This window comes from Nocardioides agariphilus (assembly GCF_015352445.1).
In the GTDB taxonomy this organism is placed as follows: Bacteria; Actinomycetota; Actinomycetes; order Propionibacteriales; family Nocardioidaceae; genus Nocardioides; species Nocardioides agariphilus.
This window is the reverse complement of sequence record NZ_JADKPO010000008.1, coordinates 53,829-79,170: the sequence shown is the minus strand read 5'-3', so window position 1 is coordinate 79,170 and position 25,342 is coordinate 53,829. Positions and strand designations below refer to the sequence as shown.

At 71.0% G+C, this 25,342-nt stretch carries 24 protein-coding genes; 9 read left to right on the top strand and 15 right to left on the bottom strand.

Annotation, left to right across the window (positions count from 1 at the left end; translation table 11 throughout):
- The first annotated feature begins 8 nt into the window (after nt 1–8).
- Together ISU10_RS07735 and ISU10_RS07730 are read left to right on the top strand one after the other, a co-directional pair.
- Nucleotides 9–407, top strand: coding sequence for a VOC family protein (locus ISU10_RS07735; protein WP_194695799.1), 399 nt, complete (start codon nt 9–11; stop codon nt 405–407).
- Nucleotides 404–1,153 carry a class I SAM-dependent DNA methyltransferase gene (locus tag ISU10_RS07730; RefSeq protein WP_194695798.1) on the top strand — a complete coding sequence of 250 codons (750 nt, stop codon included), beginning with the start codon at nt 404–406 and terminating at the stop codon, nt 1,151–1,153. Before ISU10_RS07735 ends, ISU10_RS07730 begins: the two co-directional genes overlap by 4 nt.
- A 16-nt stretch (nt 1,154–1,169) precedes the next feature.
- Here ISU10_RS07730 and ISU10_RS07725 read toward each other — a convergent pair whose 3' ends face one another.
- Nucleotides 1,170–2,588 (bottom strand): aminotransferase class I/II-fold pyridoxal phosphate-dependent enzyme, encoded by a 1,419-nt coding sequence (locus tag ISU10_RS07725; protein ID WP_194695797.1) that lies wholly within the window; start codon nt 2,586–2,588, stop codon nt 1,170–1,172.
- A gap of 50 nt (nt 2,589–2,638) precedes the next feature.
- On the opposite strand from ISU10_RS07725, the gene ISU10_RS07720 reads away from it, so the two are divergent.
- Complete coding sequence (locus tag ISU10_RS07720; RefSeq protein WP_370864949.1) at nt 2,639–3,091, top strand: ACT domain-containing protein; 453 nt, start codon at nt 2,639–2,641, stop codon at nt 3,089–3,091.
- Here ISU10_RS07720 and ISU10_RS07715 read toward each other — a convergent pair.
- From ISU10_RS07715 to dnaB, 6 genes are all read right to left on the bottom strand, one after another.
- On the bottom strand, nt 3,054–3,236 hold the full coding sequence (locus tag ISU10_RS07715; RefSeq protein WP_194695796.1) for a hypothetical protein: 183 nt from the start codon (nt 3,234–3,236) through the stop codon (nt 3,054–3,056). The two genes, ISU10_RS07720 and ISU10_RS07715, sit on opposite strands and share 38 nt — an antisense overlap.
- Before the next feature lie 9 nt (nt 3,237–3,245).
- Nucleotides 3,246–6,170 carry an AfsR/SARP family transcriptional regulator gene (locus tag ISU10_RS07710; RefSeq protein ID WP_370864975.1) on the bottom strand — a complete coding sequence of 975 codons (2,925 nt, stop codon included), beginning with the start codon at nt 6,168–6,170 and terminating at the stop codon, nt 3,246–3,248.
- Nucleotides 6,080–6,844: a GNAT family N-acetyltransferase gene (locus tag ISU10_RS22960; RefSeq protein ID WP_228500068.1), complete on the bottom strand. Its 765-nt coding sequence runs from the start codon at nt 6,842–6,844 to the stop codon at nt 6,080–6,082. The genes ISU10_RS07710 and ISU10_RS22960 overlap by 91 nt, the downstream gene beginning before the upstream one ends.
- A 66-nt stretch (nt 6,845–6,910) precedes the next feature.
- Entirely contained in the window at nt 6,911–8,053 is a 1,143-nt protein-coding gene (locus tag ISU10_RS07705) for a hypothetical protein (protein ID WP_194695794.1), read from the bottom strand.
- A gap of 10 nt (nt 8,054–8,063) precedes the next feature.
- Nucleotides 8,064–8,417 (bottom strand): hypothetical protein, encoded by a 354-nt coding sequence (locus ISU10_RS07700; RefSeq protein ID WP_370864946.1) that lies wholly within the window; start codon nt 8,415–8,417, stop codon nt 8,064–8,066.
- Between the two features lie 109 nt (nt 8,418–8,526).
- On the bottom strand, nt 8,527–9,963 hold the full coding sequence (dnaB, locus tag ISU10_RS07695) for a replicative DNA helicase (RefSeq protein ID WP_194695793.1): 1,437 nt from the start codon (nt 9,961–9,963) through the stop codon (nt 8,527–8,529).
- A 535-nt stretch (nt 9,964–10,498) separates the two neighbouring features.
- Between dnaB and ISU10_RS07690 the strand changes: the two genes are divergently transcribed.
- Entirely contained in the window at nt 10,499–11,884 is a 1,386-nt protein-coding gene (locus tag ISU10_RS07690) for an MATE family efflux transporter (RefSeq protein ID WP_370864944.1), read from the top strand.
- A 178-nt stretch (nt 11,885–12,062) separates the two neighbouring features.
- On the opposite strand, the gene rplI is transcribed toward ISU10_RS07690, so the two are convergent.
- From rplI to ISU10_RS07660, 6 genes are all read right to left on the bottom strand, one after another.
- On the bottom strand, nt 12,063–12,509 hold the full coding sequence (gene rplI / locus ISU10_RS07685) for a 50S ribosomal protein L9 (RefSeq protein ID WP_194695791.1): 447 nt from the start codon (nt 12,507–12,509) through the stop codon (nt 12,063–12,065).
- Between the two features lie 20 nt (nt 12,510–12,529).
- On the bottom strand, nt 12,530–12,766 hold the full coding sequence (gene rpsR, locus ISU10_RS07680; RefSeq protein WP_194695790.1) for a 30S ribosomal protein S18: 237 nt from the start codon (nt 12,764–12,766) through the stop codon (nt 12,530–12,532).
- A 92-nt stretch (nt 12,767–12,858) separates the two neighbouring features.
- A complete protein-coding gene (locus ISU10_RS07675; protein ID WP_194695789.1) occupies nt 12,859–13,467 on the bottom strand; it encodes a single-stranded DNA-binding protein in 609 nt (202 codons plus the stop codon).
- Between the two features lie 95 nt (nt 13,468–13,562).
- On the bottom strand, nt 13,563–13,853 hold the full coding sequence (rpsF, locus tag ISU10_RS07670; protein WP_194695788.1) for a 30S ribosomal protein S6: 291 nt from the start codon (nt 13,851–13,853) through the stop codon (nt 13,563–13,565).
- Nucleotides 13,854–14,019: 166 nt separating this feature from the next.
- Nucleotides 14,020–15,348 carry an MFS transporter gene (locus ISU10_RS07665; RefSeq protein WP_194695787.1) on the bottom strand — a complete coding sequence of 443 codons (1,329 nt, stop codon included), beginning with the start codon at nt 15,346–15,348 and terminating at the stop codon, nt 14,020–14,022.
- Between the two features lie 64 nt (nt 15,349–15,412).
- A complete protein-coding gene (locus ISU10_RS07660; RefSeq protein WP_370864943.1) occupies nt 15,413–16,447 on the bottom strand; it encodes an aminotransferase class V-fold PLP-dependent enzyme in 1,035 nt (344 codons plus the stop codon).
- A gap of 48 nt (nt 16,448–16,495) precedes the next feature.
- Here ISU10_RS07660 and ISU10_RS07655 point away from each other — a divergent pair, with 48 nt between their 5' ends.
- Both ISU10_RS07655 and ISU10_RS07650 read left to right on the top strand, forming a co-directional pair.
- Nucleotides 16,496–17,287 (top strand): deoxyribonuclease IV, encoded by a 792-nt coding sequence (locus ISU10_RS07655; RefSeq protein ID WP_194695786.1) that lies wholly within the window; start codon nt 16,496–16,498, stop codon nt 17,285–17,287.
- Nucleotides 17,288–17,319: 32 nt separating this feature from the next.
- Entirely contained in the window at nt 17,320–18,138 is an 819-nt protein-coding gene (locus ISU10_RS07650; protein WP_228500065.1) for an alpha/beta hydrolase family protein, read from the top strand.
- Between the two features lie 75 nt (nt 18,139–18,213).
- On the opposite strand, the gene ISU10_RS07645 is transcribed toward ISU10_RS07650, so the two are convergent.
- Nucleotides 18,214–20,232 (bottom strand): PTS mannitol transporter subunit IICBA, encoded by a 2,019-nt coding sequence (locus ISU10_RS07645; protein ID WP_194695785.1) that lies wholly within the window; start codon nt 20,230–20,232, stop codon nt 18,214–18,216.
- Between the two features lie 152 nt (nt 20,233–20,384).
- On the opposite strand from ISU10_RS07645, the gene ISU10_RS07640 reads away from it, so the two are divergent.
- From ISU10_RS07640 to ISU10_RS07630, 3 genes are all read left to right on the top strand, one after another.
- Nucleotides 20,385–21,443: a zinc-dependent dehydrogenase gene (locus tag ISU10_RS07640; protein ID WP_194695784.1), complete on the top strand. Its 1,059-nt coding sequence runs from the start codon at nt 20,385–20,387 to the stop codon at nt 21,441–21,443.
- Between the two features lie 211 nt (nt 21,444–21,654).
- Complete coding sequence (locus ISU10_RS07635; protein WP_370864941.1) at nt 21,655–22,860, top strand: lipid II:glycine glycyltransferase FemX; 1,206 nt, start codon at nt 21,655–21,657, stop codon at nt 22,858–22,860.
- Nucleotides 22,857–23,936, top strand: coding sequence for an alanine racemase (locus tag ISU10_RS07630; RefSeq protein ID WP_194695783.1), 1,080 nt, complete (start codon nt 22,857–22,859; stop codon nt 23,934–23,936). The genes ISU10_RS07635 and ISU10_RS07630 overlap by 4 nt, the downstream gene beginning before the upstream one ends.
- On the opposite strand, the gene ISU10_RS07625 is transcribed toward ISU10_RS07630, so the two are convergent.
- Nucleotides 23,897–25,342 (bottom strand): glycosyltransferase family 87 protein, encoded by a 1,446-nt coding sequence (locus tag ISU10_RS07625; protein WP_370864940.1) that lies wholly within the window; start codon nt 25,340–25,342, stop codon nt 23,897–23,899. The genes ISU10_RS07630 and ISU10_RS07625 overlap by 40 nt on opposite strands.

Here is a 25,342-nt window from a genome sequence, read left to right as displayed (position 1 = left end):
ATAGCGCCATGAGCGGAACCGTCAAGCAGCTGAGACTGGTCGTGCACGCCGAGGACTACGAGGGGGCGCTGCGGTTCTTCCGCGACGTGCTCGGGATGCCCGAGCAGGAGGCGTACTCCGGCGACGGCGGCGCCCAGGTCAACATCCTCGACGCCGGCCGGGCCACGATCGAGATCGCCAACACCGCGCAGGTCGAGATGATCGACGAGGTCGAGGTCGGCCGTCGCGTAGCCGGGCACTTCCGCGTCGCGCTGGAGGTCGAGGACTGCGCGACGGTGAGCCGGCAGGCGACCGAGGGCGGCGCCGTACCGATCGCGCCGCCGACCCTGACTCCGTGGAACTCGCTCAACGCCCGCTTCGACGCGCCCGGCGAGGTGCACCTCACGCTGTTCCAAGAGCTGGGATGACCCACCTCGGACAGGAGGAGATCTGGGACGTCGAGGCGGCCACGTCCTACGACACCCCCGGCGAGGGCATGTTCGCTCCCGAAGTGCTGGGCCCGACCGTCGACCGACTGGCCACGCTCGCGGGCGGTGGGCGTGCGCTGGAACTGGCGATCGGCACCGGCCGCGTCGCCATCCCACTGGCCGAGCGTGGCGTCCCGGTCGTCGGCATCGAGCTGTCCGCACCCATGGTGGCCCGTCTTCGCGAGAAGGTCGACGAGGCCACGCTCCCGGTCCACCTCGGCGACATGACCACCACGCGAGCCGACGGCGACTTCACGCTCGTCTACCTGGTCTTCAACACCATCTCCAACCTGCTCACCCAACAGCTGCAGGTCGAGTGCTTCCGCAACGCCGCTCGTCACCTCGGCCCCGGCGGGGGGTTCGTGATCGAGCTGTGGGTGCCCGAGCTGCGCCGGCTGCCGCCCGGTCTGCCGGCCACCGTCGGGATCGTGGAGGAGGGCTACATCCTTCTCGACACCTACGACACCCTGCGCCAGCACGTGGTCTCCCACCACTTCAGGTTCGACGCGTCGGGTGGCCGCGAGGCGCGCCTCGGACGCTCGCCGCACCGCTACATCTGGCCGGCCGAGCTGGACCTGATGGCCCAGCTGGCCGGGTTCGAGCTGGAGTCGCGCGATGCCGACTGGGTCGGCACGCCGTTCACCGCCGACTCGCCTTCGCACGTCTCGGTCTACCGGCTCCCCTGACCAGTCACCTGACCAGTCACCTGACGACGCGCAGCGTCCGCAGCGTCGGGTCCGCGGCGTAGGCCACGCGCACACCGGCGGCTCGCGCCTGGTCCAGTACGTCGAGAGCCGCGCCGGTGACCTCTTCGCCCGGCGCGAGGACGGGGATGCCGGGAGGGTACGGCGCGACGAGCTCGGCGCTGATCCGGCCCGCAGCCCGGTCGATGGGCACCGACTCGGCCCCGGCGAAGTACGCCTCGCGCGGCGACATCGCCACCACTGGCTCGAGTCCGTAGACCCCACTGCCGGCGACCTTGCGTGGCTCACCCCGGTGTCGCTCGATCGAGGCGACGAGGGTGTCGGTGAGCGCTGCCAGACTGGTCTCGCTGTCGGACAGGGTCACCACGGCGACGAGCAGGTCACGCTCGGCCGCCTCGACCGCGATGCCCGCTGCCAGCAGGTCCTGCTCCACGGCGATGCCGTCGGCGCCGGTGCCGGCCAGGACCAGCGTCAGCTTGAGCGGGTCGCCGCCCTCGAGCATGGTCACGCCGTCCACCCCCGCAAGCCGATCGCGGGCGGCACGAGTGGCTGTCAGGGCCGCACCGAGCAGTGCCTCACCGTCGCGTTGGAGCAGTGCCCGCGACGCGTCGATGCTGGCCAGGATCGCGCCGGCCGGGCTGGTGGTGGCCGTGGCCTCGACGCCGGCATCGAGCCGCGCGAGGTCGACCCGGGCGGTGCGGGCGAGGACGAGTGCGGCCTGGCTCCAGGCGGGCAACGTCTTGTGGGCGCTGAGGACCATCACGTCGGCACCCTCTTGCAGGGCGTGCCGGGGCAGGTCCGGGTGGAAGCCGAAGTGCGCCGCCCACGCCGCGTCGACGACGAGGGGCACGTCGTGCTCGTGGGCAGCCCACGCGAGCCCGGCGACGTCGCCGACCGTGCCGACGTACGACGGCTCGCCGACCAGCACGCCGCGGGCCTGGGGATGGCTCATCAACGCAGCCGAGACAGCGGCCGGTGCGACTCCCAGCGGAAGCCCCGTCGCCTCGTCGACCTCGGGGCGCACCCACACCGGGGTGAGACCGGCGAGCACGAGCCCGAGCAGCATCGAGCGATGCAGGGTGCGGCTGACCACGACGTGGCCACCGTCGCCCGGAGCGCCGAGTGCCAGGGCCACCGCCTGGTTGGCATGGGTCGAGCCCCCTGTCGAGAACCGGCAGAACTCCGCCCCCCACAAGCGGGCCGCTCGCGACTCGGCATCGGCCAGCACTCCGTGTGCGAGCTTCATGGTGTCGAGGCCGGCGTAGAGGGGTACGTCGCCGGCCACGACGTCGCCGACCAGGTCGTGGCGCTGCTTGTGACCCGGGATGGTGAACGGCGTGGGTGCCGACTCCTGGAACCTCAGCCAGGCATCGAGCAGCGGCGCGTCCGCGCGCAGTCCCCGCGGGTCGGTGGGCATGGCGCGAGCGTAGGCGCCCATACGCGTTGCCACTTCCCTACGCTGACGCCGTGGACCACGACGCGACGGGCGAGTCCGACCTGGGGGTGCTCCTGGCGTCGATGTCGCCGGTGCTCAACGGCGGCAGCTACGTGTTCGTGCTCGACGAGCGCAGTGGTGACCATGACGGTGCCGAGGACGCGATCGTCACGGTCGCCGAGCCCGAGGGGCGCACCTTGGTGCTGCCGCGCGAGCGGGCGGAGTCGTTGGGACTCCCCTATGGCTTCGTGGCCTCGTGGATCACGCTGCAGGTGCACTCGGCGCTCGACGCCGTCGGGCTGACCGCTGCGGTGGCGGCCGCACTCACCCGGGCCGGCATCAGCGCCAACGTGGTGGCGGGGTACTTCCACGACCACCTGTTCGTGCCGGAGGAGCGACGCGACGACGCCATGTCGGTGTTGGCCGAGCTGTCGGCGCGGGCGGTGGCTACTGCGGAACGAAGCGGTACTCGGGATAGAGCATGATGATGCCGACCGCCACGAGGGCCAGGATGCACAAGAAGCCCCACATCACCGAGTTGCGCAAGAACAACAGGTAGATCGCACACACGGCGAACACGCAGGCGATCGAGACCAGCACCGGGTCGAAGTTCGCCTCACTGAAGTCCACGCGGTGACCTTACTGCGCGCGAGCCGTCTGGGGGCGGACCTCGGATCGGTCTTTACCGACGAGCTGGACGACGCGGGCGAACGCGAGTTCCGCGCTCCACGAGGGGGGTGGTGGCGTGGATCCGGCGATCTCGACGGCAGCCGCCACGTGGCGCGCCAGCGACGGTGCGAGCACGCTGCCGCTGGCGTTGAGCAGCCACTGGCCGATACCGAGCAGCTCGGCCGCGGCGGGATGCCGGGTCCCGGCCAAGGCGGCGCCCGCGCCCGAGGCCGCCTCCCCGATGGCGGCAGGAGCCACGAACGCCTGCGGTCCGACCAGCGCTCGCGCGAACCAGCCGCTGGCCAGATCGGGGCGGCCGGTCGCGAGCGCCGCCCAGCCGGCGTTGACCGCAACGGTCGCGGTCGCGGCGATCCCGAACCGCTCGGCTGCTTGACGCGCTGCCGCGTCGAGGACGTCGTAGGCCTCCTGGGGACGACCCGCGTCGAGAAGGGCGACGCCGACCTTGGGCAGCACCGTGAGCAGCTCGACGGCCGAGGCCCGTTGAGCGCTGTCGACACTGGTGCGTGCCTGCGCCTCGCGCGCCCCGGCCAGGGCTTGCTCGGCCAGCCCCTCGGCTGCGTCGACGACAGCACGCGTGGCCACGAGCTCTGCCACGTGGTGGGGCGCTCGAGCCCGAGCCACGTCGAGGCCCTCGTCCAGATGCGTCCGGGCAGCAGCGATCTCGCCGCCGTCGTAGGACGCGATGGCCGACATCAACCGCAGCTGGCAGGTCCAGTCGGGGTCGTCGTGGAGGGCGGCCGCGATGAGGGTGTGCTCGTCAGGCGACCAGTCGATCTGCTGAGCGAGAGCCGCACGCAGGATGCGCAACCGAGCCCACTGCTGGGCACACAGTGCGGGGGTGGCCAGGACCTCGGCCGTCCACCGCAGGCCCGGACCGTGCGCCTCGACGAACAGCCAGCGCCGGCCGAGGGCCAGACACACGTCGGCTGCCGCGTCGGCATCGCGCTGGGCCAGCAGGTGCTCCAGCGCCACGAGGTGGTCGTGGTGGGTGCGGCCCACATGCTCCACCAGCTCGTCGGTGAGCGGGGAGTCGCGCCAGACGGCGGCGAACCAGCGGGCGTGACGGTGCCGGACCCGCTCCAGCCTGCCCGTCGTGACGAGCAGCTCCAGCGCGTAGTCGCGGACCGTGTGCAGCAGTCGGAAGCGCAGCCCGTCGCCAGCCCGGTCGAGAGCCACCACGTGGTGGGCCGCCAGCTCCGCCAGGGCAGCGGAGGTGGAGGCGACGTCGAGTCCACACACCGCCCGGGCGGCAACGGGAGTGAACGGGTCGGCGAAGACCGCGAGCGCCGCGAGCGCCTCACGAGTCTGCGGCCGTAGTCGGCCGACGCTCCAGGCCAGGGTCGAGCGCAGCGACTGCTGGCGGGGGTCGCGGCCGACCTCGCGGGAGTGGAGCTCGAGTGGTCGGTCGGCGAGGTCGGGCAGGTCAGGGAGCGTCGCGGTGGTGGCGTGGGCGGCGACCAGCTCGAGAGCCAGGGGCAGCCCATCGAGGCGGCGGGCGACCTCGGCGAGGGCCGTGAGCTCGGTGGACGAGAGGGCAGCCGGGTCTGACGCAGCTGCCCCCCGGTCGGCGAGCCGGGCGACGAGGAGTCGCACCGCGGGCGCCGACCGCATCGCCTCCACTGCGGCCGACGGAGCCGGAACGGCCAGCGGAGCCAGGGGGAACACCCTCTCGCCCACCACCCCGAGCGGCGCCCGCGAGGCGACCACCAGGCGGATGCCGGGACAGCCGGCCAGCACCGCGGCCGCGAGCTCGGCCACGGGCGCCAGTGCCCACTCGGCTTCGTCGACCAGGACGGTCGTGTCCGCGCTCCGCAGGGCGCCCACCAGCCCGGCCACCTGGTCCCCGGCGTCATGACCAGACTCATGACCAGACTCATGACCGGCCTCATGACCAGCCAGTTGGCGGTTCGCCGGCGACCGCACAGGGAGGCCCCAGCTCATCGCGATGCCGGCAGCGAGGGACTGCGCATCGCGCTCGTCGCGGCCCGCGAGGCTCACGTAGGTCACCTCGGCGGGATGGGTAGCCTCGGTCAACGCCGCCCCCACCTCGACGAGGAGCCGGGACTTGCCGACACCGCCGATGCCGGTGATGGTCACCAACCGGTGTCCGTCGGTCAGCAGGGACACGACCTCGGCTGTCTGGCTCTCGCGCCCCACGACCGGGGACGTGGGCGCGGGCAGACGCAGGCCGAGCGGAACCCGACGACCCGCAGCGCTGACGGAGCTCGTCGGCTCGCGTGCGAGCAGGCGTGCGTGGGCACCCGCCGCGGCGGGTCCAGGGTCGACGCCCAGCTCGTCTCGCAGCCGACGTTGGAGACCGGCGTAGATCTCCAGTGCTTCGGCCGGCCGCTGCAGCCGGTCGGCTGCCCGCATCGCCAGCACGGCGGCGCTCTCGTCGAGAGGGTGCTCGGCGACCAGCTCCAGGCTCGTGGTCAGGGCCTCGGCAACCGCCTCGGAATCCGTCGAGTCGACCAGGATCTCGGCCAGCTCGGTGCGGGCCCGGCGTCGCAGTTCCTCGAGCCGGACGCGCTCGGCCAGGACCAGCTCGTCGGGAACACCGGAGTAGGCCGTGTCGCCCCACCACTCACCCAGCGCCTCGCGCAGACGGGCGGCGCGCGACGCCGGGTCCTCGCCCGGTGAGGTCTCGCGCACCGATGCCGCGAAGCGGTCGGCGTCGATCCCGGCTTCGGACGGCACGAGGTAGCCGGCGTCGGTCGTGACCACGAGCTGTTCGCCGAGCTGGCGCCGCAACCGCGAGACGACCGTGTGGACGGTCGCGGGCGTCAGGCCGAGGGCGGCCTCACCCCAGACCAGGTCGAGGATGACCTCGGCCGGGACCGGGCGTCCGCGCCGCGCGACGAGGACGGCCAGCACGTCACGGGGGCGCTCGCCTCGTGGGGCGACGGCCGTCTCGATCCGGTCCCCCACCCTGACCGGGCCGAGGACGCGGACGAGCATCCGGCCATGCAACCACAGGGCGCCGACCGTCCACCCGCGACTTCTCGCCCCGAGCCGTCGGGGCTCAGCTGGGCGAGGGACAGCACGAACGGCTCACCCAGGGACGCCGGGTTCGCGGCGCCCAGCCGGCGCAGCCATCCGGTCATCTGGGCGTTACCCAGGTCGACGTAGGCCAGGAGCGAGGCGAGGCCGGACACCCGGGCGTCCTCGGCCACGGCCGCCACCAGCCGGCGGCCGATGCCGTGGCCCTGCCAGGCGTCGGCGACCTCGAGCGCGATCTCCGCGGCATCCGCATCGAAACCTCCTGGCCGGCCGGCCCGAGGATCGCGCACCCAGCGCCCCAGACCGACCGGCCGTCCCCCGACCTCGGCCACGTACACCGCCTGCACCCCGGGCTCGACCCGGGCGAGCGAGCGCAGCATCCTCGGCGGCAGGCGGGTCAGGCCGGTGCCGAACCGGAGGTATGCCGAGGTCGCCGACAGCTGCCGGAAGACCGCGTCCACCGCCGCCGTGTCGCCGTCCTTCAACGCCCGGATCCGGGCGTCATGTGCGAGAGGGAAAGGTACGGCGAGCGCTGCGGCGGTGGACATGCGGCGAGGTTGCCGACCCGACCTGCCACGAACCTGTCAGCACAGGTGGGTGCCGGTCGCTTCGGCTCACCGGTGCAGACGAGCCGCCCTGATCGCCTGCTCGTACCTCGCCCTGGTCGTGGTCATCGAGATGGCGAGGGGGTCGGCCTCCTCGTGGTCGAGGTCGGACCCCCAGAAGGGACCACCGGCCTGGGGGAACGCCTCACCCCAACGTTCGCCGAGCCGGTTGCCGACGGTGTGGAAGCCGACGGTCTCCCCGTCCTGCCCGACCCGCAGCACGAAGGCATCGCCCGGGTCGTCGCCTGCCGCGGGGCGCCAGACGAGCGTCAGCCCCTGACGGGTCTCGCACCGGTAGCCCTCGAGGCAGTCGCCGTCGAGCCAGGCCGGCGGCTGGGGTGCGGCCAGGGCGTCCACGATCCCGCCCTTGGCCAGCGGACCGAGGTCACCAGTCACCTCGATGCGACCGCCGATGGCGCCCTCGCCGAGCTTGCTCGTCAGCGGCGACGGGCCGACGTAGCGCCACGCGTCGCCGTAGCCCCAGATCCAGCTCGTGACCACCGTGACGTCGTCGTTGGCGACCTCCTCCAGGGAGGCCGGGTCGACCTCGCCGCCGTCCCAGTCCGCGAGTGCCCGGCCCGCAGCGAGGGTCCCGGCGCTGGCGCTCAGCCGCAGGCGAGGGTCCCCGACCAGCTCGACCAGGGTCTCGACCGAGGGCTCGAGGTCCAACTCGCGCGGGTCCGCCGAGATGGCGGGTCCGGACACGAGCGCGCTCACGAGCTGGCCGTCGTACCGCGCCTGCACGGCGACGTATCCCGGGTCCTCCTCCTCGACCAGCTCGTCCCAGCGCAGCACCGCACCATCGCCCAGGTCCGCACAACGCGCCTCGTCGGCGGCACACGGCTTCGGCCCCTGCTCCCTGCTGACGGTCAGCCGGACCAGGTCACCGTCGTCACCCTCACCGGCGGCGTACCTCAAGTCGGCGCCGACCAGGCCCGGCGGCGAGTACTCGTCGACGTACGTCGCTGACCTGCTGCTGGTGTCGTCGGGCAGGTGGTCGAGCATCACCGCCGCCACGGCCCGCGAGGTCAGGGGCCCGGGCCCGGTCCCGGCGGGCGGTCCGTCGTCGCCGCAGCCGGTCAGGCCCACGCCCAAGCCCAGGCCGACGAGTGTCAGGACTGCCAGGGCACGCGGCACCGAGACGAGCTGCACGACGCCAGTCTCACACCAGGGACCGAGTCAGCTCCTCGAGCTCCTCGTCGAGGGACATGGGACGCGCGCGGCCGGCGTAGCGCAGGTGCCACACCAGCATCAGCAGCGTGCAGGCGAGGTTGAACAGGTGCAGGAACCAGATCGGCCCGACCGGCAGGCTGAACACGTAGACGGAGTTCACCGCGTTGCCGAGGTTGGCCAGCACCAGCTGGCCCCGGCTGTAGGAGTCGAGGTCGCGAGTGCGCGCAGCCTTGGCGAGCATGGGCAGGGCGCTGCCGACGAAGATCGCGGTCGACATCGACCCGGCCAGCACGGCCATCTCCATCACCTCACCCCCGCCCTCGTGTCCGACGCCTGCACGCACCGGGTCCTTCCCGGTGAGCACGACGGTACGGAGGAGATGACCCCCCAACATCGGGAGCGGTTCCCGATCTGCGGTGGGTGGCTCCCTAGGTGGTTGACACGACAGGAGGTCAGTGGGCCATGTCGACGAACCGCGAGTAGTGACCCTGGAAGGCCACCGTGATGTCGCGGGTGGGACCGTTGCGGTGCTTGGCCACGATCAGGTCGGCCTCGCCCGGGCGGGTCGACTCCTTCTCGTAGATGTCCTCGCGGTGCAGGAGGACGACCATGTCCGCATCCTGCTCCAGGGAACCGGATTCGCGAAGGTCGCTCATCATCGGCCGCTTGTCCGAGCGCTGCTCAGGACCACGGTTGAGCTGGGACAACGCGACGATCGGGACCTCGAGCTCCTTGGCCAGCAGCTTGATCTGGCGGGAGAACTCCGAGACCTCCAGCTGGCGGGACTCGACCTTCTTGCCGGACGTCATCAGCTGCATGTAGTCGATGATGATCAGGCGCAGGTCGTGGCGCTGCTTGAGGCGACGGGCCTTGGCCCGGATCTCCATCATCGTCATGTTGGGGGAGTCGTCGATGAACATCGGCGCCGAGGAGACCTCGGCCATCTTGCGTGCCAGCCGCGACCAGTCGTCGTCGTTCATCTGGCCGTTGCGGATGTGGTTGAGCGGCACCCGGGCCTCGGCCGAGAGCAGGCGCATGGTGATCTCGGAGCGCGTCATCTCCAGGCTGAAGAAGCAGCTGGTCATGTTGTTGTGGATCGAGGCCGCCCGGCACAGGTCGAGAGCCAGGGTCGACTTCCCGACGGCCGGGCGGGCCGCGACGATGATCATCTGGCCCGGGTGCAGGCCGTTGGTGAGGTCGTCGAGGTCGACGAACCCGGTCGGCACTCCGTAGAGGCCGGCGTCGCGGTTGCCGATCGCCTCGATCTCGTCGAGGACGCCGTCCATGATGTCGGACAGCGGCGCGTAGTCCTCCGACGAGCGCTTGTCGGTGACCTTGTAGACCTCGGCCTGCGCGGCATCGACGACGTCGTCGACCTGGCCCTCGCCGGCGTAGCCGAGCTGGACGATCTTGGTGCCGGCGTCGACGAGCCGGCGCAAGATGGCCTTCTCGTGGACGATCTCGGCGTAGTAGCCGGCGTTGGCCGCGATCGGCACGTTGGCCGAGAGGGTGTGCAGGTAGGGGGCGCCGCCGATGCGCAGCAGCTCGCCGCGACGCTGGAGCTCGGCGGCGACCGTCACGGGGTCGGCCGGCTCCCCCCGGCCGTAGAGGTCGATGATCGCGTCGTGGATGACCTCGTGGGCGGGGCGGTAGAAGTCGATGCCGCGCACGATCTCGGAGACGTCGGCGATGGCGTCCTTGGACAGCAGCATCGCGCCCAGCACGCTCTGCTCGGCGGCGTTGTCCTGCGGCGGGGTGCGCTCGCCGGGACGGGTCGGGCGGTGGCCGGGCTCGTAGGCGGCCGGACCGTCTCCCCACTCGGCCGAGTGGTCCTCGAAGTCGGAGGGTCCGCGCTGGTCGGGCTGACCGTCGCGCTGGGTGATGCTCAAGCGATGCCTCCGAGCAAGGGGGACGGCGATCAGCCGAGGGGACGGGTGTGACAGGAGTGACGCTAGAAGGGACCACCGACACCCCGTCGCGACCCCGTCGCGACCCCTGTCGGCGAGCCCCGTCGACGATGGGCCCCACCCGACCCGGATCTGCGCGACACCCGCTGTCCGGAGGACCGTACGCCGCAACCGGGCCCGCCCGGAAGGACGTTATCCACAGGCAGGGCCCAAGGCTGGGGACAACCGGGGCGGGTCCGTGGAAGACCCGCCGCTACGTTGTGCACCACCTGTTGGCGGGGCTGTGCACGACACGCCGTGCCGATCCGGCCACAACGCGCTGACCTGCACAAACGTCATCGGACGGGTGTGCATGCGAAAAACCACGGTTGAACCGTCGTTCACCCATTCGCCATCTGGGATTGGCCTCGCGACAAGTCGACATTCCTCCGTTCGGAGGGTGAGAACCACCCACTTGTGCACAGGGCCTGGGGTTGCCACCAGCGATTGTGGGTGCCAGCACCTAGGCTGCGTCGTCGTGGCCTCCGAGGACCCCGCCGAGCTGGCCAAGGGGGAGAACCGGCAACTCGACCGGGAGATCTGGCGACTGGCGTTGCCTGCCTTCTTGGCCCTGGTCGCCGAACCGCTGTTCCTGCTGGCCGACGCGGCCATCGTCGGACACCTCGGCACGACGGCGCTGGCCGGGCTCGGGGTCGCCGGTGCGGTGCTGCAGACCCTGGTCGGGCTGTGCGTCTTCTTGGCCTACGGCACCACCGCCGGCGTCGCCCGGTTGCTGGGAGCCGGCGACCTGCGCGCTGCCCTGGCCCAGGGGATCGACGGGATCTGGCTCGCGGTACTGATCGGCGTACCCGTCACGCTCGTCGGGATCGCCGCCACCGGGCGACTCGTCGACCTGCTGGGCGCCCAGCCGGACGTCGCAGCGCCGGCCACGACCTACCTGCGCATCGCGTTCGTCGGGGTGACGCCGCTGCTGGTGATGATGGCGGCGACCGGGATCCTGCGGGGCCTGCAGGACACCCGGACCCCGCTCGTGGTGGCCGTCGCCGGCAATGCGCTCAACATCGTGCTCAACCTCGTGCTCGTCTACGGCGTGGGCGGGCTGGGTGGGATGGGCATCGCCGGGTCGGCGCTGGGCTCGGTGCTGGCGCAGGCCGCCAGCGCCGCCGCGCTGATGTGGGTCGTGGTCCGCGGCGCTCGTCGCGAGGGCGCCTCGCTGCGGCCCGACCGGCTCGGCATCACCCGGGCCGCCCAGGCCAGCATCGCCCTGGTGATCCGCACGTTGACGTTGCGGGCCGCGCTGTTGCTCACGACCTACGCCGTGGTGCTCGGTGCGAGTCGGTCCGGCGGCGACCAGTCGGTCTCGGTGGCCACCCATCAGATCGCGTTCACGATCTGGAGCTTCCTGGCCTTCGCGCTCGATGCGGTCGCGATCGCCGCGCAGGCGATCACCGGCCGCTACCTCGGGGCGGGCGATCGCGCGGGCACGCGGGCAGTCACCAACCGGATGGTCCGGTGGGGTGCGCTGGGAGGGGTCGGCTCAGCATTGCTCCTGGCCGCGACGAGCCCTCTCCTCGGACCGCTCTTCAGCGGGGACGACCGCGTCCACGAGCTCCTGGTGCCCGTGTTGCTCGTGGCCGCTGCTGGGCAACCCGTCGCCGGCGTGGTGTTCGTGCTCGACGGCGTGCTGATCGGGGCCGGCGACGGCACCTACCTCGCGTGGGCGGGGCTCGCGGTGCTGGTCGTCTACGCCCCGGTCCTCCTGCTCGTCGCGACGGCCGGGGGCGGTGTGGTGCTGGTCTGGGTCGTCTTCTCGGCGGTGCTGATGGGAGCGCGCCTGGTCGTGCTGCTCGCCCGGGCACGGGGGGAGGCCTGGCTCGTGACCGGCACCCGCGCCGCGGCGTGAGCATCCCCAGGCCCCGGCCGAAGACGGAGCGACGCGGACCGGGTCTCCACACGCAGGGTCACCGCAACGATCGATCCCCGCTACGGCAACCCGATCACCGGCACCTGGCCGAAGATGCCTCGACCCCGACCGGTACGACGTCCGGTCGGGGTCGAGTTCGTGTGCTCGATCGCGCAGATCAGGCAGGGATGACGTTGAGCGACACGCTGGCCGAGACGTCGTCGTGCAGCTTGATCGAGACCTGGTGGGCACCGAGGGTCTTGATCGGCTGGGTCACCACGATGGTGCGCTTGTCGACCTGCTCGCCCGAGACGTCGGCGAGCGCGCCGGCGATCTCGGCGGTGGTCACCGCACCGAAGAGGCGACCGCCCGAGCCTGCGCGCACCTGGACGGGGACCGGGTTGGCCTCCAGCTTGGACTTGATCTGCTCGGCGTGGTCCTGGTCGCGCACCGCACGGGACGCGCGCGCCTTCTTGATCGACTCGACGGTCTTCTCGCCGCCGCGGCTCCAACGGGTCGCCAGGCCTCGGGGCACGAGGTAGTTGCGGCCGTAGCCGTCCTTGACCTCGACCACGTCGCCGGGAGCGCCGAGGCCGTCGACCTCCTGCATCAAAATGAGCTTCATGTCTGTGGTCCTCCGTGCTCTCAGCGTCCGGTGGACGTGTAGGGCAGCAGGGCAACCTCGCGCGCGTTCTTGACGGCGATGGCCACGTCACGCTGGTGCTGGACGCAGTTGCCGGTCACGCGCCGGGCGCGGATCTTGCCGCGGTCGGAGATGAACTTGCGGAGCAAGGTGGCGTCCTTGTAGTCGACGCCGGTCGCCTTCTCCTTGCAGAACTGGCAAACCTTCTTCTTCGGCTTGCGCATCACTGCCTTGGGCATTGTGGTGCTCCCTTTCGTAGAGCCCGGCGCCTGACGGTCGGCCGGAATGCTGGCTGTTGGTTGGTGGGCTGTTCAGTTGTGGTGCTGGACGATCAGAAGGGGGGCTCGTCGTTGCTGACGCCGGGAGCCGCCCACGGATCGTTGGCCGGAGCGGACTGGCCGCCGCCCTGCTGGCCGCCGCCCTGGCCGCCGCCCTGGCCGCCGCCTTGCTGGCCGCCCTGCTGGCCGCCTTGGCCGGAGTAGCCGCCCTGGCCGCCGCCCTGAGGAGCCGGGGTGGCCCACGGGTCGTCGGACTGGCCGCCGCCACCGCCGGAGTAGCCCCCGCCGCCGCCCTGTCGGGTGGTGCGGTTGACCTTGGCCGTGGCGTACTTCAGGCTCGGGCCGACCTCTTCGACGTCGAGCTCGATGACGGTGCGCTTCTCGCCCTCGCGGGTTTCGTACTGGCGCTGCTTGAGGCGGCCCTGCACGACGACCCGCATGCCCTTCTGGAGGGACTCGGCGACGTTCTCGGCAGCCTGGCGCCAGACCGAGCAGGACAAGAACAGCGCGTCGCCGTCCTTCCACTCGTTGGTCTGCCGGTCGAGGGTGCGCGGCGTCGAGGCGATCCGGAAGTTGGCCACGGCCGCCCCTGACGGGGTGAAGCGCAGCTCGGGGTCGTCGACGAGGTTTCCGACGACGGTGATGACGGTCTCGCCTGCCATGTCAGGTCTCCTAGATGAGGTTCAGCGTTCAGACGTGTGCGTGGGCCCATCGTGGCGCGGCCCACCGACAAGCGGTAGGGCGCATCCACAGGGAGTCAGCGGATGTCGGGACGGAGCACCTTGGTGCGCAGCACCGACTCGTTGAGACCGAGCTGGCGGTCGAGCTCCTTGACGGTGGCGGGCTCGGCGGTCAGCGACACGACGGCGTAGATGCCTTCGGCCTGCTTGTTGATCTCGTAGGCCAGGCGGCGCCGGCCCCACACGTCGACGGACTCGACGGAGCCGCCGTCCTTGCGGACGACGTTGAGGTACTTGTCGAGCGACGGCTCGACGGTGCGCTCTTCGAGACTGGGGTCGAGGATGACCATCACTTCATAGGCACGCAAAGCGACCCACCTCCTCTGGACTCAGGCGACCACGGTCTCTCCGTGGCAGGAGGGCTGTTGCGTGTCGGACCGGGAGGTCAGATCAATGGACAGACGACCACCCGGGCAACCCGCAGAGGCTATCAGCGGCCGGGCGTGGCGACCCAATCCGAGGATCGCGCCCCCATCAGGCGGTGTCGACCGCCGGATGTGGTCGCTCGAGCACCGACTCGGCCTCGGTCGCCGGCGACTCCACGCCGGTGGCCCCGTTCGCATGGGCCGGGATGCGGCGCTCGAGCACCAAGGTGAGCCAGAACATCGAGGCGCATCCCGCCACGAGCAGCACGATGAAGGCCGCCGTCTGGTCGTGGCGCAGCAAGAACCCGGCGACGATCGGCCCGGCGATGCCGCCGGCTTGGAAGCACCCGGAGGACAGCGCGTTGTAGCGACCGCGCAGGTGGTCGGGCGCCAGGTCGTTGGTGATGGCCGGCACGGTCGGCTGCAGCATCGTCTCGCCGAAGCCGAACAGCACGTGGAACAGGATCACGCCGAGGGCCGCGGTGACCGTGGCCGGCACCAGACCCGTGAGCCCGAGCAGCGTCCAGGCGGCGATCCACACGGTCGTCATCACCATCAGCACGCGGGTGCGGCGATGGCCCTCGATGCGCCGCAGCACCAGGAACTGCGCCAGCACGATCACCGCGGTGTTGGCAGCGAAGGCCCAGCCGATGACGCGCGTGCTGACCTCGGAGGCCTCGCGGGCGAACGCCGGGAACCCGGCCTCCATCTGGCCGTAGCCGACGAACATCGCGATGAAGGTGAGCAGCAGCAGCCACGCCATCGCCGGCTGGCGGGCGATCTGCCAGTAGGACGTGGGGACCTCGGCCCCGTCGTCGGGCTTGTCGGCCCGCGCGTGGACGTGACGAAGCGGCCCCAGCAACAGCACGACCGGGATCAGCAGCGAGAGCCCGTCGACGAGGTAGATGGTGGTGAAGGTCTCGGGTCGGCCCACGTCGACGTAGAACCCACTGACCACGCCGCCCAGCCCGATGCCGAGGTTGACCAGGGCGAAGTTGACGCCGAAGTACTGCACGCGCAGCGGCCCCTGCACGATCGCGGCGACCAGCGAGTTGAACGCGGGCCAGGTCACGCCCGAGACGCCCATCAATGTGGTGGCCACGAACGCCACCGGCACGGACTCGGCGAAGCCCAGGATCACCACGCCGACCATGTGGACCAGGCAGGCGACCAGGGTCACCAGGCGCGCGCCGTACTTGTCGACGGCCACGCCGCCCGGCCCGGTCAGCAGCACGCCGACGAAGAAGATCCACGCCATCAGCGAGCCCGCGACGTCGAGGCCGATGCCGCGCACCTCGTGGAGGTAGATCACCGTGAACGGCAGCGTCATGCCCCTGCCGAACAGCTGGATGGCGACGGTCGAGAGCAGCCAACGCCCCTCCCGGGGCAGTTGCGCCCAGAAGGTCTTGAGGGTCGTCTTGGGAGGGTTCGCCGACATCGCCCTCGATCGTGTCACCACCCACCGACATCGATCGACTTTCGGGCGACTGGGGGCTGACCCGTCAGCGGCCGATCGCGCGCGCCGCCAGGTCGACGTCCTCCTCGTCGTTCCAGAGGTGGAACGACACCCGTGCGCGGCCGGCCCGGCCGGCGGCCACGACGCCGGCCGAGGAGAGCGCGGCCAGGTGCGACCCGTCGGGGTCGGCCCACGACACGATCGCGCTGCCGGAGGGCTCGAGTCCCAGGCGCGCCCGGAAGGAGTCGGCCAGCGCGGTGTCGTGGTCGTGCACCGCCCCGGGGTCCAGGGACAGGACGAACCGCAGCGCGGCCTCGGCGCCGACCCAGGCGTGCCAGCCGGGCGAGGTGTCGAAGCGGCTGGCATCCTCGGCCAGGTCGAGGGCCGGCCCGTAGGCCGACGTCCACGGGTCGGGCGCGGAGTACCACCCCGCGGCCACCGGCCACAGCTCGCTCATGGCCTGCTCGGAGAACGCCGCGAACGCGCTGCCCCGCGGCGCGCACAGCCACTTGTAGGTGTGGCAGACGATCAGGTCGGCATCGAGGCTCGTCGTCGGCAGCCAGCCCGTCGCCTGGGTGACGTCGACGAGGACCCGGGCTCGGTGAGCCCGCGCGGCGCTGCTGATCGCGGCTGCATCGCAGACCTGACCCGTGCTCGACTGCACGAGCGCGTAGGCCACCATCCAGGTGTCCGGTCCGATGGCGTCGGCGAGGTCGGCCAAGGGGACGTGCCTGACCACCAGGTCGCCACGCGCGAGGAACGGCCGGACCACCGAGCCGAAGTCGCCCTCGATGCAGACGATCTCGGCGCCCGTCGGCGCCGCGACGGCCGCCAACCCCACGAAGTACGACGCCTGCGAGCCGATCGCGACGCGCGAGACGTCCACGCCCAGCAAGGCGGCAGCGTGGCCCCGTCCCCGCTCGACGGTCTCGGTGTACTCCGGCATGTCGGTCGTCCCCGTCGCATACCGCTCCAGGTCCCGCCGCATCGCCTGGACCGTCAGGTCCGCCGGCAACCCGAAGGTCGCGACGGCCAGGTAGCCCCGCCCGCCGGCGTACCTTCCCCTCACGTCCAGTCCCACGAGCAGCACGCTATCCAGAGCGTCGGTGTCCGGGGATAGCGTGAGCGCATGATCCGGATCGGAGCCCACGTCGAGCAGACAGACCCGCTGGCCGAGGCGAGGGCGCGGGAGACCGACCTGGTGCAGTTCTTCCTCGGCAACCCGCAGGGCTACAAGGGGCCCGAGGTCCTCTATGCCGGGGGGCTCGACGGGCTGCGCGACGACGCGGCCGCTGCCGGGATCGACCTCTACGTGCACGCCCCCTACCTCGTCAACGTCGCCACGACCAACAACCGGATCCGGATCCCCTCGCGCAAGCTGCTGCAGCAGCACGTCGACGCCGCGGCGGCGCTGTGCGCCAAGGGCCTGATCGTCCACGGCGGACACGTCGACAAGGCCGAGGACGTCGAGACCGGCATCGACAACTGGCGCAAGGCGATCGCGGCGACCGACATCAAGCTGCCCCTCCTCATCGAGAACACCGCCGGCGGCGACAACGCGATGACCCGCTGGCTCGAGCGCATCGACCGCGTCTTCGACGCGATCTCGGCGGTCGAGGGCAGCGACATGGTCGGGTTCTGCCTCGACACCTGCCACGCCCACGCGGGCGGCAACTCGCTGGAGACCGTGGTCGAGGACGTCCGCAAGGTGACCGGTCGCATCGACCTCGTGCACGCCAACGACAGCCGTGACGAGTTCGACTCCGGAGCCGACCGTCACGCCAACTTCGGCGCGGGTCATATCGACCCCGACCTGCTCGCCGCGGTCGTCCGCGACGCCGAGGCCCCCGTGATCTGCGAGACCCCTGGAGGAGCCGACGAGCACCGCACCGACTTCGCGTTCCTCCTGGAGCGTGTGTGAGTCGAGGCGACCCGTCGGGCCACCCATCGGGCTTGGGCCGTCGCGGCCTGCTCGGCCTGGCCGTCGGCTCGGCGATGGCCCTCACCGGCTGCAGCAGCTCGGCGGCGGTCCGCGAGGCGAGCGAGGGCAGGTCGGCCTACGGCGCCGACCCGTCCCAGTACGGCGACCTGTTCCTGCCCGCCGGCATCCCGACCGCCACCGTGGTCGTCCTCCACGGCGGCTACTGGGCTGCCGGGTTCGGCGCAGACGCGATGCGACCGATGTGCCGCGCTCTTCAGGCCGCCGGCTATGCCGTCTGGAACCTCGAGTACCGCCGACTGGGCGCCGGCGGCGGCTGGCCGGCGACCTTCGAGGACGTGGCCGTTGGGATCGACCACCTCAACACCTTCGACACCATCGACGCGTCCGACGTACGCCTGGTCGGCCACTCCGCAGGAGGCCAGCTGGCGGTATGGGCCGCGTCGCGTCGTGACACCACGCCGGGCGGCCCCTCGGCCGTGACCGTCACGCGGTGCGTCTCGCTGGCCGGCGTCCTCGACCTCACCGAGGCCTCGCGGCTGCGCCTGGGCAGCGGCAACGTCGACGCCTTGATGGGTGGCCGGCCAGCAGAAGTCCCCGACCACTACGACCAGGGCGACCCCACCCGACTCGTGCCCGCGCAGTGCGCGGTCGCCTGCGTGCACCCGCGCGAGGACCAGGTCGTGCCCCGCGAGCAGACCACCGCCTACGTCGCGGCCGCCGAGGCCGTCGGCGCACCGGTCTCGCTGCACGAGGTCCCGGGCGACCACTCGTCGGTGATCGACCCGACGAGCCCGGCGTGGCAGACGGTCACCCGGCTGCTCGCCGGCTGAGGCTCAACGACCAGAGGGGCCGCGCACCTGGGGGGTAGGTGCGCGGCCCCGTTCGGGGTTTGCCGGAAGTCGGCTTCAGGCCCTGACGCCCTCCAGCACCTCCAGCACCTCGTCTGCCGACCGGGCCGCCCGGAGCTGGGCGACGCGGTCCTTGTCGGTGAAGACCTCCGCGATCTTGGACAACAGCGCCAGGTGGTCGTTGCCGGCTCCGGCGATGCCGAGCACGAACTCCGCCGGCTTGCCGTTCCAGTCGACCGGCTCGTCATACCTCACGAACGAGATGCCCGTACGCCGGATGGCGCCCTTGGCCTCGTTGGTGCCGTGAGGGATGGCCAGGCCGTTGCCCATGAAGGTCGACACGGACTTCTCCCGCTCGTGCATCGCAGCCACGTAGGACGGGTCGACTGAGCCGGCCTCCACCAAGAGGCGTCCGGCCTCCTCGATGGCGGAGTCGCGGTCTCGCGCGGTGCCCCCGAGGACGATCGAGCTCGGCGAGAGAACGTCAGGCTCCCCATCCACCAGGGCCCCTAGCGGGGCCTCAGCTTTTGGGGCGTTTGCTCCCACGGAGTTCGACTGGTTCACCAACTCGACGACCTCGTCGTACTTCGGACTCGCCATGAAGTTGTCCACCGACACGTGGATCGCCGAGGGAGCCTTCTGCTTGGCGCGGTCGGTCAGGTCCTGATGGGTGACCACCAGGTCCACATCGTCTCTGAGGTTGGAGATGGCTTTGTTGACGACCGTCACCTCGCCATGGCCCGCGTCCTGGATCTTCTTGCGGAGAACCGAGGCGCCCATCGCGGAGGAACCCATGCCCGCGTCGCACGCGAACACGATGTTGCGGATCTCCTTGGTGGCGACCGCGGTGCCGCCGCCGAGCAGGGCACCGGAGACCGAGGACGCCTTGCCCTTGTTGGCCTCCATCTGGGCCGTGGCGTGGGCGAGGTCGTCGACGGCTTCGCTGCGGTCGGCCTTGAGGATCACCGAGGCGATCAGGAAGGACACGGTCGCCGACAGGATCACCGACAAAGTGACTCCGACGAAGCTGCTCGCCGGCGCCTGCAACCACACCGCGATGATCGATCCCGGCGCCGCCGGAGCGCGAAGGCCGGAGTCGAAGACCATGTTGGTGGCCACGCCGGTGGCGCCGCCGCAGATCACGGCGACCAGAGTGACGGGCTTCATCAGCACGAAGGGGAAGTAGATCTCGTGGATGCCGCCGACGAACTGGATCAGCATCGCGCCGGGAGCCGACGCCTTGGCCAGACCCTTGCCGAACAGCGCGAAGGCCAGCAGCAGGCCGACACCGGGGCCGGGGTTGGCCTCGATGAGGAACAGGATCGACTTGCCCTTCTCCACCGCCTCGGTGGTGCCGAGCGGGGTGAAGACGCCGTGGTTGATGGCGTTGTTGAGGAACAGCACCTTGGCGGGCTCGACGAACACCGAGGCCAGCGGCAGCAGGTTCTTGTCGACGAGGAAGTCGACGACGTTGCCGGCCCCCTCGCTGAACTTCTCCACGAACTGTCCGGCGACGAAGAAGCCGACGATCGCCAGGATCATGCCCCAGATGCCCGCTGAGAAGTTGTTGACCAGCATCTCGAAGCCGGGCTTGATCTTGCCGTCCCAGATGGCGTCGATCTTCTTCATCGACCAGCCGCCCAGGGGGCCCATGATCATCGCGCCGAGGAACATCGGCACGCTCGCGCCCGCGACCGCGCCCATGGTCGCGATGGCGCCGACGACGCCACCGCGGATGTTGTCGTTGTACATCATCCGGCCACCGGTGTAGCCGATCAGGACCGGCAGCAGGTAGGTGATCATCGGGCCGACGATTCCGCCGTGGACACCGTCCCAGCCGCCGAGCTGCGAGACGAAGCCGTAGTCGTACTGGCCCGGATCGAGGCCAGGCTTCTTGTCGAACAGCTTCTCGCCGATCAGGGTGATCCAGCCGGCCTGGATGAACAGTGCGGTGATGAGACCCCAGGCGATGAAGGCGCCGATGTTCGGCAGCACCATGTTGGACAAGAACGTGCCGAACCTCTGCACGTGTACGCGCGCCCCTCCCCGGGACGGCGCGGTGGCAGTTGATGCCATCGGGAGTTCCTCTCTTTCCCACGGGCGTGACGCCTGTCACGTCTCGATGTGGCTCATCTTGCACGTATTCGGGCACATTGCCAAGCATTCGGGCATAAATTTCTGCCCGTTTGTGTGGCTTTTCTGGTGAGCTGAGCGGTAGCGTCAGCGCCATGAAGGCACTCCGCTTCTACGCCCCCGAAGACGTCCGGGTCGAAGACGTCCCCGAACCCGACTGCGGACCCGACGAGATCAAGCTCAAGGTCAAGAACTGCTCGACCTGCGGCACCGACGTCAAGATCTTCTACAACGGCCACCAGAACCTCAGCCCGCCGCGCACCATCGGCCACGAGATCGCGGGCGAGGTCGTCGAGGTGGGCTCGGACGTCAACGCGACCTACGGCGGCGACTGGCAGGTCGGCGACCGCGCGCAGGTGATCGCCGCCGTACCCTGCGGTGACTGCTACGAGTGCAAGAAGGGCTGGATGGCGGTCTGCCAGAACCAGACCTCGGTCGGCTACCAGTACGACGGCGGGTTCGCCGAGTACATGATCGTGCCGAAGCAGGTGCTCAAGGTCGACGGGCTCAACCGGATCCCCGACAACGTCGGCTACGACGAGGCCTCGGCCGCCGAGCCCTTCGCGTGCGCCATCAATGCCCAAGAGCTGCTCGGCATCGAGCCCGGCGACACCGTCGTGGTCTTCGGCGCCGGCCCGATCGGCTGCATGCACATCCGCATCGCGCGCGGTGTCCACCAGGCCGGCCCGGTCTACCTGGTCGACGTCAACGCCGAGCGGCTCAAGATGTCCGCGGACGCCGTACACCCCGACGAGACCATCAACGGCGCCGAGGTCGACGTCGTCGAACGCGTCATGGAGCTCACCGGCGGGCGCGGTGCCGACGTGATCATCACCGCCACCGCGGCCAACATCACCCAGGAGCAGGCCATCTCGATGGCCGCCCGCAACGGCCGGATCTCCTTCTTCGGCGGGCTGCCCAAGACCGACCCGTTCATCAAGTGCGACAGCAACCTGGTGCACTACCGCCAGCTGCACATCCACGGCGCGAACGGCTCGGCCCCCGAGCACAACAAGCGGGCCCTCGAATACATCTCCACCGGACAGGTCCCCGTCAAGGACCTGATCACCGAGCACATCCCGCTCGACCGGGTCCTCGACGCCTTCACCATCGTCAAGAACGGCGAGGCGATCAAGGTCACGGTCGAACCGTAGAGCGGACGCGGGGCTGGACGAGCAGCCTCGCAACCCAGTAAGAGATACCCAGAACAACGAGCTGGGCCGCCCGAAAGGGCCTGCCCTGAGGACCGCGGTGGCTGCGAGAGAGAGGCTCGCACCACCGCGGTTCTCTGTTCTCCATGGCGAACAGAGCTCGCCTGTCCGGCGCGGCTGCGGCATCGGACGCCTCGATCGGTAGCCTCGACGGGTGACGAGCGACCTGAGCGTGCGGGCGATCAGCCCCGAGCAGCACCTGGCGTTCGTCCGCGCCCAGCAGACCACCAGCTTCCTCCAGACGCCCGCGTGGGCGAAGGTCAAGCCGGAGTGGCGTGCGGAGTCGCTCGGCTGGTTCGCCGGCGACGACCTGGTCGGCGCCGGCCTGGTGCTGCACCGGGCCATCCCCGTCCCCTCACCCCTCTCCCGGCTCAGGATCGACCGCACTCTGGCCTACCTGCCCGAAGGTCCGGTCATCGACTGGGGCGCCGAGGACCTCGGTGCCTGGCTCCGGCCGATGGCCAAGCACCTCAAGGCGCAGGGTGCGTTCGCGGTGCGCATCGGTCCCGCGGTGGTCACGCGCCGATGGTCCGCCGCGCGGGTCAAGGAGGGCATCGCCGATCCCGCCGTACGCCGCCTCGACGACCTCGCTCCCACCCACCGCGAGCCGGTCGGTGCGCGAGCAGTCTCCGCGCTGCGCCAGCTGGGCTGGTCGCTGCAAGGCGGTGGGGCAGGCGGGTTCGCGGCCGGCCAGCCGCGCTACAACTTCCAGGTCCCGCTCGTCGGCGCCGACGGTGACCCGCGGACCGAGGCCGACGTGCTCGCGGGAATGAACCAGCAGTGGCGCCGCAACATCAAGAAGGCCGACAAGTCGGGTGTCGAGATCACGCGCGCAGGTTTCGAGACGGGCGCTGGCGCGCCCTCCTCAACCAGCGGATTGACCGACCTGAAGGCCTTTCACGACCTCTACGTGCACACGGCCGCGCGCGACCACTTCACGCCCCGCCCGCTGTCGTACTTCGTGACGATGGCCGAGGCGATGACGGCCGAGGACCCCCGGCGGTTCACGCTCTGGCTGGCCCACCACGAGGGCGACCTGGTGGCGGCCACGATCGCGGTCCGGGTCGGCACCCACGCGTGGTACTCCTACGGCGCCTCGTCCACCGAGAAGCGCGACGTGCGAGCCTCCAACGCCGTGCAGTGGGCGATGATGCGCGCCGCGCTGGCGGACGGTGCCACGGTCTACGACCTGCGCGGCATCACCGACACCCTCGACGCCGACGATCCCCACGCGGGGCTGATCCAGTTCAAGGTCGGCACGGGTGGCGAGGCCGTCGAGTACGCCGGCGAGTGGGACCTCCCGCTGCGTCCGCTCGTCTACCGCGCCTTCCAGCTGGCGATGAGGAGGCGGGGGCGGTGAGCCTGACCCTCACCGTCGAGGGTGACCGCTGGCGCGCGCACCTGCGCGCCGTGGCGGCCGCCCAGCCCGGCCTGGTGCCGGTCGCCAAGGGCAACGGCTACGGCTTCGGGCTGGGCCGCCTGGCTCGCAAGGCCGCCTGGCTGGGCGTCGACACGCTGGCGGTGGGCACCTACGACGAGCTGCCCGAGGTGGCCAGCCGCTACGGCGGCGACCTGCTGGTGCTGACGCCGTGGCGACCGTTCGGGGCCGCGCTCGAGGTGCCGGCCGACGTACGCAAGCGCCTGGTCCACACGGTCTCCCGCGCCGAGGACCTCGGTGCCTTGCGCGCCCACGACCCCGACGCGAGGTTCGTACTGGAGGTCGTGACCAGCATGCTGCGTCACGGCCTGGACCCGGCCGGCCTGCGTGCAGCGGCCGAGCAGCTCGGACCGCTGGGCCTGTTCCGGGGTTCGCGGCACCTGACCGGGATCGCGCTGCACCTCCCGCTCGCGAGCGGCTCGCACCTGAGCGAAGTACGCCGGCTGGTCGACGAGGTCGTCGCCGCGGGCCTGGTTCGCGAGGGGCGACGCACGACGCTGTGGGTCTCCCACCTCACTGACGACGAGCTCGCCCGGCTGCGCTCGACACACGCCGACTTCGACATCCGGCCTCGCGTCGGCACGAACCTGTGGCTCGGCGTGCGCGACGCCCTCCACGTCACGGCCACCGTCCTCGACGTGCACGCCGTCGAGCGGGGCGACCACTTCGGCTACCGCGGACGCAGCGCCCCGAAGTCCGGGCACATCGTCGTCGTGACCGGCGGCACCGCCCACGGCATCGGGCTGGAGGCGCCCACGGGCGACTCGTCGTTGAAGGCCCGCGCGGCCACCCTGGCGCGCGGCGGGCTCGACGCGGCGGGCTTCGTGCGCTCGCCCTTCACCATCGACGGCAAGCAGCGGCTGTTCGCCGAGCCGCCCCACATGCAGGCCTCGATGCTGTTCCTGCCGTCGGGTGCCCACGTCCCCGCGGTCGGCGACCAGGTCGACGTCCGGGTGCGCTACACCGCTACGGCGTTCGACCGCGTCGTCGTCACCTGACCCCGCGGCGCCCGCCTGGGCCGCACCGGATCGTGGCTGGGCCACCAGGTGTCGCGCACCACGACGGCGACCAGGTAGAGCTCGCCGGCCATCCGCAGGCCGATCGCGAACCAGTAGAACTCCGCGTCGCCGCCGTCACCGGGTGCCAACGACCCGTTGAGGTACCACCACACGCAGGCGAAGTAGATGACCTCGCTCAGCTGCCAGATCACCTGGTCGCGCAGTCGCGGCCGGGCCAGCACCGCAAGCGGGAGCAGCCACAGGACGTACTGGGGCGAGTAGACCTTGTTGACCAGCAGGAAGCCCGCGACCACGAGGAAGCCGAGCTGCGCCAGCCGCGGCGTCGAGGGTGCGCTCAACCCCAGCACCAGGACCCCGACGCACCAGCTGCCGAAGAACAGCCACGACCACAGGTTGATCGTGTCGGCCGACGTCGACCAGTCGAAGCGCTGGTCGAGGACCAGCCAGATCGAGCCGAGGTCGGCCCCGCGCTCGGAGTTGAACCGCCAGAAGGTCTTCCAGGCCTCGGGACCGGCCAGGTAGGCCGGGGCGTTGAGCAGGACCCAGGTCAGGGCTGCCATGCCCCACGCCTGCCCGAGCTCGCGGAAGCGGCGGTTGCGCAGGCAGATCACCAAGATCGCGCCGAGCAGGAACAGCGGGTAGAGCTTGGCGGCGATGCCCAGTCCGACGATCGCGCCGGTAAGGACGGGCCGGTCGCGCGACCAGGCCCAGAGGGCACCGGCGACCGCGACCACGGCGACCATGTCCCAGTTGACCAACCCGGTCAGCGCCAGGGTCGGCGAGACGGCGAACAGCGCGGCATCCCACGGCCGCCGACGGTTGACGCCCGCCAGCAGCCAGGCGGCCAGCAGCGCCAGCGCTGCGAAGCCCACCGCGTTGACCGCGACGAAGGTGAGCATCTCGGAGTGGACCTCGGGATCGCCGCCGAGGCTGTCGACAGGGATCCCGGCGCGCGCCTGGGCGTCGGGTGATCCTCGTAGGCGCTGGGTGACCTCCGCTGCCCACCAGGCCCAGTAGGAGATGACGACGGGGTACTCCATCGCCTGGTAGCGCGAGCGCACGCCCGGGTCGTCGGTGTAGGGCCAGTGCAGCTCGGCGAAGCCGCGCCCGGTGTAGAGATAGGGCAGGTCGGAGTAGCACATGTTGGTGTAGTTGACCTGCGAGTCGCTCCACTCCGCCCGGTAGCAGGGCCCGTCCTTGACCATGCCCAGCGCGAAGCACACAGCCGTCAGCGCGAGCAGCACCCGGACAGGCGTCCACCACGGGTGCCGGCCGGCGCGGCTGCCGACCGGGCCACCCACGACCTCGCTCAGCGCGCGGACCGAAGGGTCCTCGACCGACGGAGCCCCATCGATCTGCCCGCGGGGCTGACGGTCGTCGGGCAC